16 protein-coding genes and 1 pseudogene are annotated in these 16276 nt (G+C 71.9%); 9 read left to right on the forward strand and 8 right to left on the reverse strand.

Annotation, left to right across the window (positions count from 1 at the left end; translation table 11 throughout):
• Positions 1 to 69 precede the first annotated feature (69 nt).
• Together IH45_RS0124130 and IH45_RS0124135 are read right to left on the reverse strand one after the other, a co-directional pair.
• Positions 70 to 1083 (reverse strand): hypothetical protein, encoded by a 1014-nt coding sequence (locus IH45_RS0124130; protein ID WP_030672138.1) that lies wholly within the window; start codon positions 1081 to 1083, stop codon positions 70 to 72.
• 64 nt (positions 1084 to 1147) lie between these two features.
• On the reverse strand, positions 1148 to 1927 hold the full coding sequence (locus IH45_RS0124135) for a maleylpyruvate isomerase family mycothiol-dependent enzyme (RefSeq protein WP_030672141.1): 780 nt from the start codon (positions 1925 to 1927) through the stop codon (positions 1148 to 1150).
• Between the two features lie 182 nt (positions 1928 to 2109).
• Between IH45_RS0124135 and IH45_RS0124140 the strand changes: the two genes are divergently transcribed.
• The gene (locus IH45_RS0124140; RefSeq protein ID WP_050515137.1) at positions 2110 to 3048 is read left to right on the forward strand and encodes an SCO4651 family lipoprotein; all 939 of its coding nucleotides are present in this window, start codon (positions 2110 to 2112) and stop codon (positions 3046 to 3048) included.
• A 5-nt stretch (positions 3049 to 3053) separates the two neighbouring features.
• Here the strand turns inward: IH45_RS0124140 and IH45_RS0124145 are convergent, their stop codons facing one another.
• Positions 3054 to 3557: a MarR family winged helix-turn-helix transcriptional regulator gene (locus IH45_RS0124145; protein WP_234440647.1), complete on the reverse strand. Its 504-nt coding sequence runs from the start codon at positions 3555 to 3557 to the stop codon at positions 3054 to 3056.
• 262 nt (positions 3558 to 3819) lie between these two features.
• On the opposite strand from IH45_RS0124145, the gene IH45_RS0124150 reads away from it, so the two are divergent.
• From IH45_RS0124150 to IH45_RS0124160, 3 genes are all read left to right on the forward strand, one after another.
• Positions 3820 to 4194 (forward strand): cupin domain-containing protein, encoded by a 375-nt coding sequence (locus IH45_RS0124150; protein ID WP_030672150.1) that lies wholly within the window; start codon positions 3820 to 3822, stop codon positions 4192 to 4194.
• A 189-nt stretch (positions 4195 to 4383) separates the two neighbouring features.
• The gene (locus IH45_RS0124155) at positions 4384 to 4968 is read left to right on the forward strand and encodes a DUF1360 domain-containing protein (RefSeq protein ID WP_030672153.1); all 585 of its coding nucleotides are present in this window, start codon (positions 4384 to 4386) and stop codon (positions 4966 to 4968) included.
• A gap of 133 nt (positions 4969 to 5101) precedes the next feature.
• Positions 5102 to 5572: a GNAT family N-acetyltransferase gene (locus IH45_RS0124160; RefSeq protein ID WP_030672156.1), complete on the forward strand. Its 471-nt coding sequence runs from the start codon at positions 5102 to 5104 to the stop codon at positions 5570 to 5572.
• 606 nt (positions 5573 to 6178) lie between these two features.
• Here IH45_RS0124160 and IH45_RS0124165 read toward each other — a convergent pair.
• Positions 6179 to 7624, reverse strand: a complete 1446-nt coding sequence (locus IH45_RS0124165; RefSeq protein ID WP_030672159.1) for an MFS transporter — start codon at positions 7622 to 7624, stop codon at positions 6179 to 6181.
• 327 nt (positions 7625 to 7951) lie between these two features.
• Between IH45_RS0124165 and IH45_RS1000000146830 the strand changes: the two are divergent.
• A pseudogene (locus IH45_RS1000000146830) lies at positions 7952 to 8758 on the forward strand (helix-turn-helix transcriptional regulator); the annotation flags it as partial.
• Here IH45_RS1000000146830 and IH45_RS1000000150850 read toward each other — a convergent pair.
• Positions 8751 to 9845: a DNA-3-methyladenine glycosylase family protein gene (locus IH45_RS1000000150850; protein ID WP_050515138.1), complete on the reverse strand. Its 1095-nt coding sequence runs from the start codon at positions 9843 to 9845 to the stop codon at positions 8751 to 8753. The pseudogene IH45_RS1000000146830 and the gene IH45_RS1000000150850 overlap by 8 nt on opposite strands.
• A 2-nt stretch (positions 9846 to 9847) precedes the next feature.
• Positions 9848 to 10231 (reverse strand): VOC family protein, encoded by a 384-nt coding sequence (locus IH45_RS0124180; protein ID WP_030672167.1) that lies wholly within the window; start codon positions 10229 to 10231, stop codon positions 9848 to 9850.
• Positions 10232 to 10357: 126 nt separating this feature from the next.
• On the opposite strand from IH45_RS0124180, the gene IH45_RS0124185 reads away from it, so the two are divergent.
• The 4 genes from IH45_RS0124185 to IH45_RS0124205 all read left to right on the forward strand — a co-directional run bounded on the left by IH45_RS0124185 (position 10358) and on the right by IH45_RS0124205 (position 14413).
• Positions 10358 to 10819: a MarR family winged helix-turn-helix transcriptional regulator gene (locus IH45_RS0124185; protein ID WP_030672170.1), complete on the forward strand. Its 462-nt coding sequence runs from the start codon at positions 10358 to 10360 to the stop codon at positions 10817 to 10819.
• Positions 10820 to 10853: 34 nt separating this feature from the next.
• Positions 10854 to 11771, forward strand: a complete 918-nt coding sequence (locus tag IH45_RS0124190) for an aminoglycoside phosphotransferase family protein (RefSeq protein WP_030672173.1) — start codon at positions 10854 to 10856, stop codon at positions 11769 to 11771.
• A gap of 350 nt (positions 11772 to 12121) precedes the next feature.
• Complete coding sequence (locus IH45_RS0124195; RefSeq protein WP_030672176.1) at positions 12122 to 12952, forward strand: SigB/SigF/SigG family RNA polymerase sigma factor; 831 nt, start codon at positions 12122 to 12124, stop codon at positions 12950 to 12952.
• A gap of 138 nt (positions 12953 to 13090) precedes the next feature.
• On the forward strand, positions 13091 to 14413 hold the full coding sequence (locus tag IH45_RS0124205) for an FUSC family protein (protein ID WP_030672177.1): 1323 nt from the start codon (positions 13091 to 13093) through the stop codon (positions 14411 to 14413).
• Positions 14414 to 14507: 94 nt separating this feature from the next.
• On the opposite strand, the gene IH45_RS1000000150855 is transcribed toward IH45_RS0124205, so the two are convergent.
• Positions 14508 to 15527, reverse strand: coding sequence for a bifunctional class I SAM-dependent methyltransferase/NUDIX hydrolase (locus IH45_RS1000000150855; protein WP_394298702.1), 1020 nt, complete (start codon positions 15525 to 15527; stop codon positions 14508 to 14510).
• A 279-nt stretch (positions 15528 to 15806) separates the two neighbouring features.
• The gene (locus IH45_RS1000000148910) at positions 15807 to 15974 is read right to left on the reverse strand and encodes a hypothetical protein (protein WP_158813249.1); all 168 of its coding nucleotides are present in this window, start codon (positions 15972 to 15974) and stop codon (positions 15807 to 15809) included.
• Between the last annotated feature and the right edge of the window lie 302 nt (positions 15975 to 16276).

The raw sequence follows: 16276 nt of genomic DNA on the forward strand, positions 1-16276 counted from the left end.
TCGGTCACCTTTTCCGGGAAGCCGTATGCGCATGCGCGCGAACTTCCCGGGTTCTCCGCCACGCCCGGGTTACGCCTCCTCCGACGTACGCGAAAATACGTTCCCTTCCAGTGGGCGTACGCGTGTTCGCCGGGCGCACCAGACCAGCAGCAGGCAGGCGAGCGCCCCGAACACGGCGTTGCCCGCCAGATCCGCGCCGACGGAGCCGCCGGACTCGGGCCGGACCGGGAACGACACCCACACGTACGTGAGCAGGGCGCCGGCCGCGAGCGCGAACCGGTGGCGCACGCCCCACCCTTCCCGGCGCGACCAACGGCTCACCCACCAGACTCCCAGCACCGTTCCCACGCACCACACGCCCACCCCGACCCACTCGTACCAGTCATCGGTGACCAGGTTGGCGGGCCCCCAGTACGCACTCGTCACGACCAGTGCCGCCAGGCCCACCTGCCACGGCTCGGGCGCCCGTCCCGGCAGCGGCGGCAGCCGCCGCGCCCGTACGGCGAAGGCCGCGGCGATCAGCAGGGCGATGGCCAGACCGACACCGGCGAGCTGCCCGGGGGAGGCGAGGAAATGCTCCTCGCCGTAATTCCCCAGGAAGACCAGCACCCCGCCGGCCACGAACACGACGGCCACCACCGCGAGCCCCGCCCGGCCCAGCCACGGTTCGCTGCGATGCGACCGGGTCAGCGTCTCGACCAGCGCGATCGGTACGCACACGCTCCACACCGTGTGCAGCGCCAGCACCGTCTGGGTCAGCTCCACACTCATCCCCAGGGCCGGGAGGTAGGAGGGCCCGTGCAGCAGGTCGGCCCCCGCGTACGAGTCGTTCCACAGCAGCTGGTCGATCGGCCCCTCCTCGATCAGCGCGTACGCCGCCGCCAGCAGCACCATCGTCGGCCACCCGCCACCGCTGCGCCGGCCCACCTCCCGTACCAGCAGGGCGCCACACCCGTACATCGGCGCCAGCACGAGCCCGAGGGGCAGCTCGGCGAGGGTGAGGTTGCCGAGCAGGAACTCGCCGACGAACGGGGCCAGCAGGAACAGGGCGAACGCGGGGGCGAGGCGGCGCGGAGCGTGCATGGCACCGACGGTACGCCCCACCCTTCACGCTGCTGTCGCATCTCCTCCTGGCTGTACGAGAAGGTCAGAACGAAGTCCGTTCCAGCCAGAAGTCCAGCAGCCGCGCGTCGCCGAGGACCTCCACCCGGTCGCTGTCGGCCGGGAGCCGCCGGTAGAAGACCCGCAGGACGTCCACCACCGGTCCGCGCAGGGCGACCGTCGCCTTGGCATGGCCACGGCGCCAGGTGAAGCCGTCCTCCCCGAACTCGACGACCCACTCGCCGTTCAGGCCGGCGACCGCATCGGTGGCGTGCAGATGAATGCTCCGGCCCGGTCCGCGCAGCTCGGCCAGCCGCGGTTTGCGGGTGCGCGCGTGAGGAGAGGAAAGCATTTCCAGCCACTCGTCCACGGCGTCCGCGGCGACCCACGGGTCCGCGGTGAACCCGCGCTTCGTGGCCGCCGCCGCGTCCGCACGGTGGACCAGCGTCTCGTGGACCGCCCGCCGCGCCCAGAAACCGGTACGGTGCGACTCGCCCCAGGCCCACATCTCCTGGTCCGGCCCGGCCTCCTGCAGCGTCTCCGCGAGCCGGGACGCGCCCTCGGTCAGCCAGGCGCCGAGCGCGGCCGGACCGGCGTCCCCGGCCGGGCCCTCCTGGACGAACGGCAGGGGTTCCGCCGCCCTGGCCCGGACGTTCGCCTCGTACCAGCGCTGGGCCCTGCCGAGATGGACGACGAGGTCACGCAGCGACCAGTCGGGACAGGTGGGCACGGTGGCCGACGGATCCGCGTCGGCGAGGGTGGCCGCGAACTCGTCGGTTTCGGCGAGGAGATGGCGGCAGTAGAGGTCGTGGGCCAGGAGTGTCATGGGGCGCAGCGTAAGCCGCCGCACCGCCGCCGCCATCCGGTTTTCCGCGGGGACGGGGGGAACGGACCGCCCGCGGCGGGAGATGTCAGACCAATGCATTACTGTGCGTTGCGTAAGTGTCGGAAAGATCCGGATGGCGTGGGTGGGTACGAACGCCACCGGCGGGACCACAGGGGTGGGACGTGCACAAGCACATCGCGCGGCGGGTCGCCGCGGCGCTGGCGGCCGCGGCCGTGCTGGCGGGCGTGACGGGCTGCCAGGACGACGGCGGCGACAAGGGCAAGAAGGCGGCAGGCGCCGGCAGCAGCCAGGAAGCCGGGCAGGAAGCCGGGAAGCGGACACCGGCGCAGGCGCTCACCGCGGCCTACAAGAAGACCGCGGCGGCGAAGTCCGCGAAGGTCACGATGACGATGTCGATGCCCGCCACGATGAAGGGCGGCGGCCAGACCCGCGTCACCGGCGTCATGGGCTGGGGCCCGATGGTCATGGACGTGACGGTGCCCCAGAGCGGGGCCGCGGCGGCGGGCGGCAGCGAGAAGAACCGCATGGTCTGGGTCGACGACGTCATGTACATGGACCTGGGCGAGCGGATGGACGGCGGCAAGACGTGGGTCAAGATGGACCTGAAGGCGATCGCGGCGGAGTCCGGTAACGCCGAGCTCGCCAAGCAGCTGACCGCCGGCCTGTCCGACATGCAGCAGGACCCGTCCCAGCAGCTCGCGCTGCTCCTGGACTCGCCGAACGTCAAGCACCTGGGCTCGGGCGAGGTCGACGGTCAGCGGGCCGAGCACTACAAGGGTTCGCTGACGGTCCAGGAGGCACTCAAGGGCCGCAAGAGCCTGGACTTTCTTTCGCCCCAGGACCGCGAGAAGCTGCTTGCCAACATGAAGAAGTCCGGCCTCAAGGGCTACGACTACGACGTCTGGGTCAACGGCGACGACTTCCCGGTGAAGATGGGCGTCGACATGCAGACCCCGCTGGGCAAGATAGCCACGACCACCAGCTACTCCGACTACGGCGCCAAGGCCACGGTGCAGGCCCCGCCGGCCGACGACACCGCCGACCTGCTGAAGATGTTCAAGGATCTCGGGACGAAGATCAAGGAGCAGCGCAACGCCTGACGGATTCACCACACCGGGCGGAGGGGGACCTCGGTGCCGCCGTACGTGTGACGCAGGTAGGCCTCCAGGTCGGCGCGGACCGCTGCCAGCCGGTCGGCGCCGATCACCTCGGCCCACTCCTGCTCCGCCTCGGCCCACAGCTGATCGGCCTGGTGCAGGTAGTCGCGCCCGCGCCCGGTGAGGGCGAGGGCGTGGGCGCGGCGGTCGCGAGGGTGGGGGTGACGTGTCAGATACCCCCACCCCTCCAGCTCCGCGACGGCTTTGGAGGCGGCCTGTTTGGTGATGCCCAAGTGGGCCGCGAGGTCGACCGTGGTCGCGTCGGTGTGCGCGGCCAGATAGCGGAAGGTGTAGCCGTGCGCGGGCCGCAGCGGCTCGCGGCCCAACTCCGCCAGCCGGCCGAGAAACCGGTCGTTCATGGCCCGGAAGGCCATCGCGAGCAGCAGGGGAACCTGGCCGGGCAGGTCGCCCGGGCCGTTCGTCGGCTTCGGCTCGTCGTGCGCGGCGCTCACGGTCACGGGTCTCCTTGTACGGGCGGCTCTCGGTCGAGGTGTCGGTAAACCGACACCGCAACCCTAGTAGGCAACTCGGTTGACCACATGCAGCGCCACCGCTTACTGTCCAACAAGACAACCAAGTTGACCACTGGGCGCGTCGCCGAGCCGGCTTCCCCGTACCCGTCCTCTCCCGCTTTCCTTTCCCCTTTCCCCTTTTGCCTTCTCCTTCGTGTTCTCCGGCTCCCGAACGCGTCCTCGCACCTGTGAAGGACGTGCCATGCCCTTGTCCACCGGAGCCGACGCTCCGACCTTCGAACGCCCCGGCTTCACCTTCCGCCCGCTCGCGGTCCCTTCCCGCGGCAGTACGGAACTGGCCGTCTGGACGCTGCACGCGGCGCCCGGAGCCACCAGCGAGCCGCACACCTTGAACCACGAGGAGGTCTTCGTCGTACAGACCGGCCGGATAGCGGCCACCGTCGGCGGCGAGGAATTGGTCGCCGGGCCGGGCGACGCCATCATCGTGCCTCCGCGCACGGAACTGAGCCTGCGCAACGGCGACCCCGACATGCCCGCGACCGTCACCGTCGTCACCTCGGCAGGCATAAAGGCCACCCTCGGGGACGCGACGTTCCCGCCTCCGTGGGCGCAGTAGCGGAAGGCGCCTGCGTACGGCTGGGATGAAGGGGCGGGCGGCCCGTGGCGGTGCCGCCCACGGCCGCCCGGCGCCGCGCGTCCCTCTTTCGGCGACGCGTTCGGCCGCATCTCGGCTCCCGGGTGTGCACCGGGCGGCGGCAGGGGTACCGGTCCACCCTGCAACGTCGTCGTAGGAAGCGAAGGAATCATGGCATTCAATCCGCTCCCGGAAGAGGGCAAACCCGGCGGCACGGCGGACCGCGCCGGCTCGGTGACGGACGGCGGCCACCGGCGGTGCGGAGCGGGCCACGAGGGCACGGCGTACGCGCCGGGGGAGGAGATCCCCCTGCGGGGCTACGCCGTACTGGCGGGGAGCTACGCCGGAGCCACGGCCCTGTTCGCACTGGGCTTCCGCAAGTCCGGGCGTACGCTGCCCTCCCGCGTCCCGCCGTGGGACCTGCTGCTCCTGGGCGCCGCGACCTACAAGGCGTCGCGGCTGCTCGCGAAGGACAAGATCACCGCTCTCGTACGGGCACCGTTCACCCGCCGCAAGGAGGCCACCAGCGCCAGCGAGGTCATGGACGAGCCCCGCGGACGCGGCCTGCGCCTGGCCGTCGGTGAACTGCTCGCCTGCCCCTTCTGCCTGGCCGCCTGGGTCGGCACCTCCCTGGTCTGCGGCTACGTGGCGGCCCCACGCGCCACCCGGCTCGCCGCCGCCGGCCTGAGCGCCGTCACGATCTCCGACTGGCTGCAGTACGCGTGGAGCGTCACCCAGGAGCGGGCGGAGGGGTGACGGGGCGGTCCCGGCGCGCCGCATAGGGGAGGGGGCCTCGCCCAGGCCGGCCGCCCTCCCGGGTGACCGCTGCCTCCGAACGCCATCGCGAAACCCGCTGCCGTAAGCGCCGGTTGGCCTATAAGGTCATTACATGTCATACGTGCGGCAAGCAGCGGAAGGCGACGTCCCGGAGCTGGTGCGCCTGCGGGCGCTGCTGTTCGACACCCTGGGCGGTGACTTCTTCGCCCCGGCGTCGGCGGACGACGGCTGGCGGGACGCGCTCGCCGTGGTGCTGAAGGACCAACTGGCGTCGGTCACCGTCCGCATCCTCGTCGTGGACGGCGGCCACGGCCTCGCCGCCTGTGGCATCGGCACCCTCGAACAGCGGCTGCCCGGCCCGCACCTGCGCAACGGGCGGATCGGTCATGTCATCGGCGTGGTCACCGACCCGGCGTACCGGCGGCGGGGACACGGCCGCGCCGTCATGCGGGGTCTGCTCGACTGGTTCCGGGAGCGGGAGGCGGCCCGGGTGGACCTGTACGCGTCCGTCGACGGCGAGCCGCTCTACCGTGACCTGGGCTTCGTCGAGCACCCCGACCCGTCGCTGTGCTGGCGGCCGTGACACCCGGGCCCGGAGGCCGATGCGCGCCGGGACCCCGGCGCGCCCGGCGGCGCGTCAGAGAACCGGTGGCTCCAAGGCATACGTGGTGCCGCACGCGCCGCATGCGAAACGGCCGTTGAGACCGTCGTTGGCGCTCTGGCACTCCGGGCATGTGGCGGAGGTGAAGTACGGCGGGCGTGGTTCCCCCACGCTGACGCCGGTGCTCTCCTCCGCTTGGACCTTACGCTTTTCCGTCATCCGGACGCTCCGCAATTGCACGACCACCTGCCGTCGGGCCCTTGGATGACCTCGGCGCCGCACCGGCTGCAACTCATGATGCCCTCCCCCGTGCCTCCGAAGTCCGCGACTTCCCCAACGAGAGAGTGTGCCTACAAAAACATCACAAAACCCCCTGGGAACGGTTACGCGGAGGCGGCGGACGCGCGGCACCGGCGCACGGTGCCCGTACCGGAGCGTGGGTGACTTCTAGGGGGCGCAGGCATCGTCGGAACGCGCCCTGCCTGACGCCCCCACTTCCTGAAGCCGCTGGTCGGGCCCTGCCGCCCCGGCCGGAGCCCCGAGCCCGAAGCCCGGAGCCCGGCCGCGGCCCGGTTCAGCCGCCGGGCTTCACTCCTCCTTCCCCGGTTCGCGTACGGCCGTGGCGACCTGGCCACCCCCGAGGGCGTCCGTGTGCTTCGGGAGCAGCAGCATGAGTGCTGCCGCCGCTACGTAGAACGCGATCTGCCAGGGGAGCACCGAGGCGAACGCGTCCCCGTACGCCGTGAGCGGGGCGCCGCCCGCCGAGGCCGACGTGTCGAGTTCGGCGAAGAACCGGACGCCCAGCACGGCGACCCCGACCGCGTTCCCGATCTGGCCCACCGTGGTGAGCGCCCCGCCCGCGGCACCGGCGTCCCGCGCGGGCACCCCGGTGAGGACCACGTTGACCAGGGAGGGCGAGGTCAGCCCCAGCCCCAGGCCGCCCACGAACAGCGGCAGCGCCAGCGCCCAGTACGAGGGCGTGGCCCCGTCCCGTACGACGAGCAGCAGGAGGAACTGCGAGACGGCGAGCACGAGCGAACCCGTGACGAGCAGCAGACGGCCGGCGCGGGCGGCCAGTTGGACGCCGATGCCGGACGTGAGGGTCGAGCCGACCGCGTACGGAAGGATGATCAACCCGGTCTCCAGGGCCGAGCGGCCGGTGCCGGACTGGAGGTAGAGGGACAACAGCAGGAAGAACGAGCCGATGGCGCCGAAGAACAGTGCGGAGGCGGCCAGCCCGCTGCTGAAGGCCCGTACCCGCAGCAGCGCCGGATCGAGGACGGGCTGCTCACCGCGGGCGGCCAGGCGGCGTTCCCGCCGGAGGAAGAGCGCCGTGACCGGGACCGACAGAAACAGGATCGCGTAGCCCCACCAGGGCCACCCCCACCCGTTCCCCTGCACCAGGGGGAGGAGCACGCACACCGCGCCCGCCGCGGCGAGCGCCGCTCCGGGCAGGTCCAGCCGGGTGCGCACGGCCGCGGCGGACTCGGGCAGGAACCGTACGCCGAGCGCGAGTCCTATGGCCGCGACCGGCACGTTCACCCAGAAGATCGTCCGCCAGCCCAGCCCGAACACGTCCGCCTCGACGAGCAGCCCGCCGGCCAGCGGCCCCGCCACCGAGGCGAGCCCGAGCACCGCCCCGTACGCGCCGAGCGCCCTCGCCCGCGCGGTCGGTGCGAAGGACGATCGGATGATGCCGAACACCTGCGGGACCATCAGACCGCCCGCCAGGCCCTGGGCCACGCGGGTCGTGACGAGTACCGCCGGGTCCGGCGCGAGGGCGCAGGCCGCCGAGGCGATCGCGAACGCGGTCAGCCCGATCAGAAAGACGCGCCGCCGTCCGAACTGGTCACCGATCCGGCCGCCGGTGATCAGCCCGGCGCCGAGGGCGAGGGTGTAGCCGGCGACCGTCCACTGCAGCGCCGCCTCGCCGGCGCCCAGCCCCTCGGCGATCGCCGGGGCCGCGACCGTGACGATCGTGGCGTCGAGCAGTTCCATGAACGAGGCGATGAGCACGACGACGAGCGCGATCACCGCCGAGCGACCGGAGACGCCGCCCGGCCCCGGAACGGTTCCTGCACCCGAGCCGGAATCCGAAACGGAGGCAGGCGGGGCAGCCGAGGCAGCAGGGACAACCGGGGCAGTCGGAGCAGCCGGGGCAGATGGAGCATCTGGGGCGCCCGACGCAACGGGCACCTCAGGAGTACGCGATGAATCAGAAGGCTCACCCGAAGCTGTCGACGGGTGTGCCGGAGTAGCGGCAGCCGTGCCGCCGCTCCTGTGGGATGGAGTGGTCATGCCGATCAGCGTCACAGCAGTAGCGGCCACATAGTGGCCGTCATTCTTGGCACAGTTGGACCCATGTCAGAGACCTCCGCGCGCCTTCTCCTCCTGCTGTCCCTGTTCCAGACCGGACGCTCGTGGCCGGGCGCGGCACTGGCGGAGCGCTTGGAGGTGAGCCCGCGCACCGTGCGCCGCGACGTCGACCGGCTGCGGGCACTGGGCTATCCCGTACACGTCACCAAGGGGCCGGGCAGCGCCTACCGCCTGGATGCCGGAGCGAAGATCCCGCCCCTGTTGTTCGACGACGAGCAGGCCATCGCCGTGGCCGTAGCGCTGCAGACCGCACCCGCCACGGTGGCCGGCCTCGGAGAAGCGGCCGCACGGGCCCTGGCCACCGTCCGCCAGGTCATGCCGGCGCGCCTGCGGCAACAGGTCGACGCCGTACGGATCACCTCGATCGAGAACGCCTGGGACCTCTCGGCGCCCCCGGTCGACGCCGAGGTGCTGCTCGCCCTCGGCACGGCCGTCCGCAACCAAGAGGTGCTGGCTTTCACGTACGCGGGCGATCCGAACCCGTCGGCACGGGCGGAACCCCACCACCTCGCCATGTGGTCGGGCCGCTGGTACCTCGTCGCCTGGGACCTGGGGTGCTCCGAATGGCGCACCTTCCGGGTCGACCGCATCACGCCGTACGCCCCCACGGGGCGGCGCTTCACGCCGCGCGAACTGCCCGGTGCCGATGTCACGGCGTTCGTCTTCGGCCAGTTCGACCGCGGTGACATCCCCGGCCAGTGGCCCTGCCACGGCGAGGTGATCCTCGACGCGCCCGCCCCGGTCGTCGCCCGCTGGGCACCCGGCGGCGCCGTGGTGGAGGAGATCACGCCCGCCGGTACGCCGCCGCGGCAGCCGGCCGCCGCATCCGCTGCTCCGCACGTACGCGCAGCAGCAGCGCGACCCAACTGCGGTACGGCCTCCAGCCGTCGGCGAGGGCGGCCAGCCGCTCTACATCCTCGGCACCGGCCGCGCCGAGACCGTACGCGTCGGCCATGGACGCGTGCAGCCGCGGCTCATGACGGGGGAAGACGTCCGGGTGCCCGGCTCCCCGTATGAGGATGAGTTCGGCGGAGAACGGACCGATACCGGGCAGGGCGCGCAGCGTCGCCAGCGCGTGGTCGCCCGGCATCGCGCGCAGCCGCGCGGCGTCCAACTCCCCGGCGTCGGCGGCCTCGGCCAGGGCGTGCAGCCGCGCGACCTTCGCGTCCGGGAGCCCGGGAACGCGGGTGAGCGAGCGCAGAACCGGGGGAGTGGGGAAGGCGTGCAGGTCCTGGCCGGCGACCCGTACGCGCTGCCCGTACCGTTCGGCGATGCGGGCCTTGATCGCGGCGGCCTGGGTCATGCGCATGCGCTGCCCGATGATCGCCCACGCGGCGGCTTCGTACGGCGAGTGGAAGCACACCGGACGGAGTCCCGGGTGTTCCGCCATGAGCCGGGACACCACGGGATCGTCGGCGGCGAGCCCGGGGAACCCGCTGCCGTCGACATCGAGCGAGAGAATTCGGGCCAGCTGGTCCTGGACGATGAGTCGCTCCGGGGCGATCGATCGGTCTCGGGCAACCGATAGGTCCCGGGCGGCCGTTCGTCCTCGGACAACCGGCCGATCCGGTACGAGCAATTGCTCTCGGACGGCCGTGCCGGGCCCCGGCCCGGCGGTTCCCGCACCCGCCGGGCCGGACCCCGCGTCGCCGGGGTGCACGGTGAACTCGGCCCGTACGCTCCCCGCAGTGCCGTCCGCCGCTGCCGCCTCCTGCCGTGCCGCCACGGTGACCGTCGTGTCGCCGTCGTCCGAGGGGAAGGCCAGGCGAAGCACCTCGTCCGGCGCCTTGCGGTACCGCGCGGGAGTGAAGTCTTCCAGGAACCGCACACTCGCCGCGAGGGAGAAGGGCCCCTGCGGGGCGATGACGACGGCGCTCACGATCAGCTTCCGTGCGCGGTGAGCGCGTAGCCCTCGGGCCCGGCGAAGGTGAACGTACGCCCGAACGGGCTGTCCTTCGGCGGGCTGATGATCGTCACCCCGGCGGTGACGAGCCGGTCGTGCAGCGCCTGCGCGTCGGCGGTACGGAACCACAGGGCCACCCCGAGACCGGGCCGCGCCACGGCGTCGAGGTCGACGCCCGGCAGCGGCTCGCGGACGGCGAACGCGATCGGCTCGGTGGCGAACACCACCGCGCCGGGCGGCGAGGCGGGCGCCCGGCGCATCCCGAGCCGCTCCTCGCAGAAGGCGGCCGCCGCTTCGACGTCGCGCACCTGAAGAGCGATGAAGTCGGGGCCGTCGAGGGTGGCGGAGGCGGGGTGGGTCATGAGGTGTCACTCTTCCTTCGTGTCCGTACGCTGAGCCGGGCGGCCCGGGCCCACACGCGAGTTGATGTCAGGGTTCTGACATCTGGGAAGGTAAGTCCGCGCCGGCTCGTATGTCAAAATACTGACATGAAAGACCGGAACCCCGTACCGCCTCCCCACCCCGCCCGGGACGTCACCGAGCACGTGGGATACCGCCTCAAGCGCTCCGCCGCCGCGCTGCGCGGCGCCATGGACAAGGCCCTGCGCGAGCACGGCCTGACCGTGCCGCAGTACGCCTGCCTCGAACTCCTCGACGAGCAGCCGGGCCTGTCCAACGCCGAACTCGCCCGCGGCGCGTTCGTCACGCGCCAGTCCATGAACGTCGTACTGCGCGGCCTCCAGGAAGCCGGCCTGGTCGCCCGGCCCAGCACCACCGACCACGGCCGTGCCCTGCCCGCCCACCTCACCGAAGAGGGCCGCGACCGTCTCGACGCGGCCCGGAACGCCGTCTACGCCATCGAACGGCAGATGATCGACGCGATCCCGCCGCGGCGACTGACCGCCCTCCTCGCCGACCTCGACCGCATGACGGAGGCTCTGGGAGGCTGACTCGCCGACACCGTACGAGCTGAGGGAACAGGCCATGAACACACCGAAACGTCTCCACGTCCCGGACCGGCTCGCCGCCTCGTACGGCACGACCGAAGCCGGAAGGGCGTGGATCGCCGGCCTGCCCGCCCTGGCCGCGGAATTCCTCGACCGCTGGGAATTGAGCCGGGACGGCGAGGCCGGATTCGGCGAGGCGTCCCTCGTCCTGCCCGTACTCCGCACGGACGGCACCCGCGCGGCTCTGCGGTTCCAGCTGCCCAAGGAGGAGACCGCCGCCGCGCTGATCGGCCTGCGCACCTGGAGCGGCGATGGCATCGTGCAGCTCATCGAGCACGACCGGACCAGCGGCACCATGCTGCTGGAGCGCCTGGACGGATCCCGCACGCTCGCGTCCGTCGAGGACGACGACACCGCGATGACCATCCTCGCCGGGCTCCTGCGGCGCCTCGTCGCCGTCCCCGCGCCGGAGGGACTCCGCGGCCTCGGCGACATCGCCGCCGACATGCTGGAGCAGGTACCCGCGGCGGTGGCGGCCCTGGCCGACCCCGCCGACCGGCAGCGCCTGCGGACCTGGGCCTCGGCGGTGGCCGACCTGGCCGGCGAGCCCGGGGACCGGATGCTGCACTGGGACCTGCACTACGACAACGTGCTGGCCGGGGAACGCGAACCCTGGCTGGCCATCGACCCCGAACCCCTCGCCGGCGACCCCGGCTTCGACCTCTGGCCCGCCCTGGACAGCCGGTGGGAGGAGGTGGCGGCGACGGGCGAGGCCCACCGCGTCGTACGCCGCCGCTTCGACCTGCTGACCGACGCGCTCGCCCTCGACCGCGAGCGAGCGGCCGGCTGGACACTGGGCCGCCTGCTGCAGAATTCCCTGTGGGACATCGAGGACGGAAAGACGGCCTTGGCGTCTTCGCAGGTTGTGGTGGGGGAGGCGGTGGTGGCGCGGTAGGGGTGGTCGGGGCGTACGGGTACGGGGCGTACGGGTACGGGCCGTACGCCGCCCCCAGTCACCGGCTGCCATTCCCGGCCCGGCCTCTCATCCCGGCCACCGGCCCACACCTCCTGTCCTCTCCCTCTCTCCCTCTCTCCCGCGCCCCCTCCCGCCTCGTGACCCACACCACAGCGATACCGCCGGATCACCGGGTGTAAGGGGCGACCGGTGGGACACACGAGCGGCAGTGCTTCGGAACCGTAGGCACCCTTCCTTTTTCTGGCCGAGGGGCCCGTCTGTCGTTTTCCGGACCGGCCTCCCGGCTGTCTGCGGACACCACTTTTTTGAGCGGCAAAGGAGAGCCGGCGATGGCCACCCCCGCAACCGCGCGCCCCGGCAAGCGCGGTGCCAACGATGTCGACACCAGCGACGAGTTCCGTCTGCTGGCAACGCTGGAGGACGGGCCGGTCAAGGAACAGATACGCCAGCGCATCATCACCGCGTGGCTGCCGATGGCCCACCGCCTGGCGTACCGGCTGCGGGAGCGCGGCGAACACCTCGACGACCTGAAGCAGGTCGCCGCCCTGGGCCTGGTCAAGGCCGTCGACCGGTTCGACCCCGACCGTGCCGACGCGTTCGAGCAGTTCGCCGTCCCGACAATTACGGGCGAGCTCAAACGGCACTTCCGCGACCACACCTGGCACGTGCACGTTCCGCGCCGTATCCAGGACCTGCGCAACAGGGTCCGCGTCGCGGTCAAGGAACTGAGCACCACCCTGGACGGGCGTACACCCGGTACGGAGCAGATCGCCGCGTACGCCCAGCTGTCCGAGCAGGACGTCACCCTGGGGCTGCGGGCGCTGGAGACCTACCGGTCCCTGTCCCTGGACGCGGCCCTCGACCACGGCGAGGGCGGCAGCGAAGAGCAGCACACCCTCCTGCACGTCATCGGCGCGCTCGAAGACGCCTTCGCGCTCGTCGAGGACCGTGAAGCGGTCAAGCCGGTCCTCGCCCGGCTGTCCGAGCGCGACCGCCGCATCCTCTACCTGCGGTTCTTCCAGGACATGACACAGAGCGCCATCGCCGCCGAGCTGGGCGTCTCACAGATGCACGTGTCCCGGCTGCTCAACCGGGCCCTGGCCCGGGTCCGCGCGGAGGCGACGCGGGCCCCGGCCGGGAAGTACCGCAAGGCGGCCTGAGCCGGAAGCGGAACCCGTCGGGGCGGCCCGGCCCGGTACGCCCTCGATGAGGCCTGGGACGTGGCCGCGCCGACGGGGTACCGAGTGGAAACGTACGGCCCGCCGCCAGAAGCGGACCGGATGAGGAACGGAGCGTGCATGGCCGGTCAGGCGCGGAAGCAGGAGACCGAGGCCCAAGAGACCCGTAGGGAAGAGCCCCGTACGGAAGAGACCGGTACGGAAGAGACCCGTACGGAAGAGGCGCGTACGGAAGGGGCCGGTACCAGGATCAAGTCCCGGTACCGGGAGGAGCCCGCGGCGCAGGGGCGGATCGCCCGCCTGCGGCAATGGTGGAGCCGGGCCTGGGGATCGGCGGGCCACGAACGCCACACGCTGCTGCTGATCGGCAAGAGCACGCTGGCCGCGACCGTCGCCTGGTTCTTCTCGTACAACCTGCTGGGAGCCGAGTCCCCGGCGTTCGCACCGTTCTCCGCGGTGTTGATCATGCAGGTGACGGTGTATCAGTCGCTGCTCCAGTCGCTGCGGTACGTGGGTGCCGTGGCGACCGGGGTCGCCGTACAGGCGGCCCTGGGGTACCTGGCCGGCCCCGATCTGCTCACCTTCGCGCTGGTGGCGGTGGTCGCCCTCACCATCGGCCGGTGGCCCGCCCTCGGATCGCAGGGCTCGCAGGTGGCGACGGCGGCGTTCTTCGCCTTCTCCACGTACGTCACCGCCCCGGCCGGCCTCGGCAAGATCACCCACCTCGCGCAGATCATCCTGCTGGTGCTCATCGGATGCGGCGTCGGCGTCATCGTCAACGTCGCCCTCGTCCCGCCGCTGCGCTACCGCAGCGCCGAGCACGGCATCCACACCCTCGCCCGCGCACTGTGCGACCTGGTCAGCGACATGTATCCGGCCATGCGGCAGGGGGAGATGGAGGAGGAGCGCATCAGCCACTGGCGCGGCCGGGCCGAGCAGACCGGCGGGCTGATCACGCAGGCCAAGAACGGGCTGCGAACGGCGCGCGAAAGCCTCTACTTCAACCCTCGCAGCCGCCTGGGCCGCCATCGGGGCCGTACGGGCTTCGAAGGGTACGGCGCGGTGCTGGCGGCGCTGGAGCGGACCATGTACCAGCTGGCCTCGCTCACCCGCAGCCTCGACCAGTGGCGCCAGGACGGCAGCGAGCGCGACCGGCGCTTCCTGCGCGGCTATGCCGACTTCCTCGAATCCGTCTCCCGGATCGCCCAGGTCCTGGGGGAGGTGGACGAGGACACGCTGGCCGACCAGGCCCGCGATCTGTGCCAACTCGCCGACGAGGCACAGCAGTGCTGCCGCCGGGTGACGGACCAGGCCGAGCAGGACGGACTGCCGCTGACCGACCCGGCCTACCCGTACGGGGTGCTCGTGGTGGAGGCCACCCGGCTGATGGACGAGTTCCAGTACACCTGCGATGTGCTGCAGAGCCAGGTGGACGAGCAGTGAGACGGCCGGCCGGGACCCCTCACCCACGTGCCGAGCCATCCGGGTGATCTTCAGCAACCGTCACCGGCGGACGCGCCACGCATCGGCCGACCGCCTACGACGGCGTCGCCTCCACGACCAGGTGCCGGTGCGCGGGCGGCAGCCCCGGAAGCGAGCCGGGCCACACCGTCTCCAGTACGTGCGCGCTGGGCACGAACAGCCCACCGGCCAGTACCTGGAGATCGGTGGCCTCGTGCCACTCCCAACGCTGGATCAACTCCGGCTCCCGCACGACCGGCGTTCCCGAATGCGCGGCGATCCGCACCGCCGCCGTCACACGCGGGATGCCGTGGACCTCATCCATCACGATCGCCACCAGCCGCGCGTCAGCCGCCTCGGCCCGCAGTCCGGTCTCCTCTTCGAGCTCCCTGACCGCCGCCCGCACGAACGACTCGCCGCCCGCGTTCTTCCCGCCGGGCAGCTCCCACAGCCCCCGTACGGACCGGCCCAACAGCACCCGACCGGCCTCGTCCGTCACCACCGCGCCCGCGCCGGTCAGAGCGTGCGGCGCCGGCTCGCCCCTGTTCCCGTACGCCACCGGTGTACGGAGCGGACCGCGCAACACCAGCAGGGCGAGCCCGTCGGCGTCGTGCCGCTCGGCGGTGTCCCACCCGGCGGCCAGCAGGGCGATCTCCTCCTCGTCGAGGGCGATGCCGCGTTTGCCGGGCGGCACGGCGTCCGCGACAGGCGTGATCACGCACAGCGCGCCGCCGGGGCGCAGCCGTTCCCGCAGCCGGTGCAGCACCCGGGTGCGGTCCTGCACGAACGCGTAGCTGAGGCGGAAGGTGATGAGGTCGTAGGCGGGGTGGGGGAGTGCGGTGAGCGCGTCGCGTTCGATGTCCAGGTGTACGTAGGTCACCACGCTGTCGTCGGCGACGGCCTCGGTGCCTGTTCCGGTGCCGGTGCCGGTGCCGATTTGGCCGACGCCATCGCTGTTGGTGGCGGGCGTCTCCTCCCGGGCGGCGGCGATGGCGGCAGGGGAGTAGTCGACGGCGTCGACGCGGTAGCCGGTGGCCGCCAAGTGACGGGCGAGTTCCCCGCGCCCGCAGCCCACCTCCAGGGCAACCGCACCCACCCGGGCCGGTACGCGCTCGGCGAGCAGCGCCCGCTCCCGCTCACCGAGCGGACGAAAGGATCCGCCTTGGCGGTAGTGCTCGTCCCACTTACTCCGCGGCGTGTATTCCGTAGCCGCCCGCGCGCCCGCGCCCGTGCCCGTATCACTTCGCGCGCCCGTACTCGGACCCGCATCACTTTCCGCGCCTGTACTCACACCCGTACCGATACCCGGAATTGCCGACGCGCATCGCCGTTCGACACACCGCACACCGCACACCACCATTCAAGCCGCCGTCCTTCACTCCACCGCAACGCTCTCCAACACCGAATCAATCTCCCGCTGCCCGCTCACCACAGAAGTCCGGGCAAGGCCGAGGAGGAATGCGGAGCGGCTGTCATCCACGCAATTGAGCGTGAAACGCAGACGCGCCGTGCTGCCATGGCCGTCCCGTACGTTCAGCACCACGCGACCGTCCTTTCTGCCCCCGGCCCGTCACCCGCGACCGGTCACCCAACGGCCTCCCGTCACCCATCAACCACCGCGCGGCAACCACCCCACCGGCCAACACGAGCACCAGCGCCACCACAGCACCGATCACCACAGCACCGATCACCACGGCCCGGCGCTTACGCGGACGCGCGGCCTGCCCCGGCGGAGTCGGCGTCGTCATACCGCCGGCTTTCCGACCCCGACCGCACCCCTCCTGAGCATCACTACCTACTCAGTTACTCAAATCCCCCACAGCGTGCCCCGCCTCACTTCTCACC

It is taken from the genome of Streptomyces rimosus subsp. rimosus, from assembly GCF_000720725.1.
Taxonomy (GTDB): Bacteria; Actinomycetota; Actinomycetes; order Streptomycetales; family Streptomycetaceae; genus Streptomyces; species Streptomyces rimosus_A.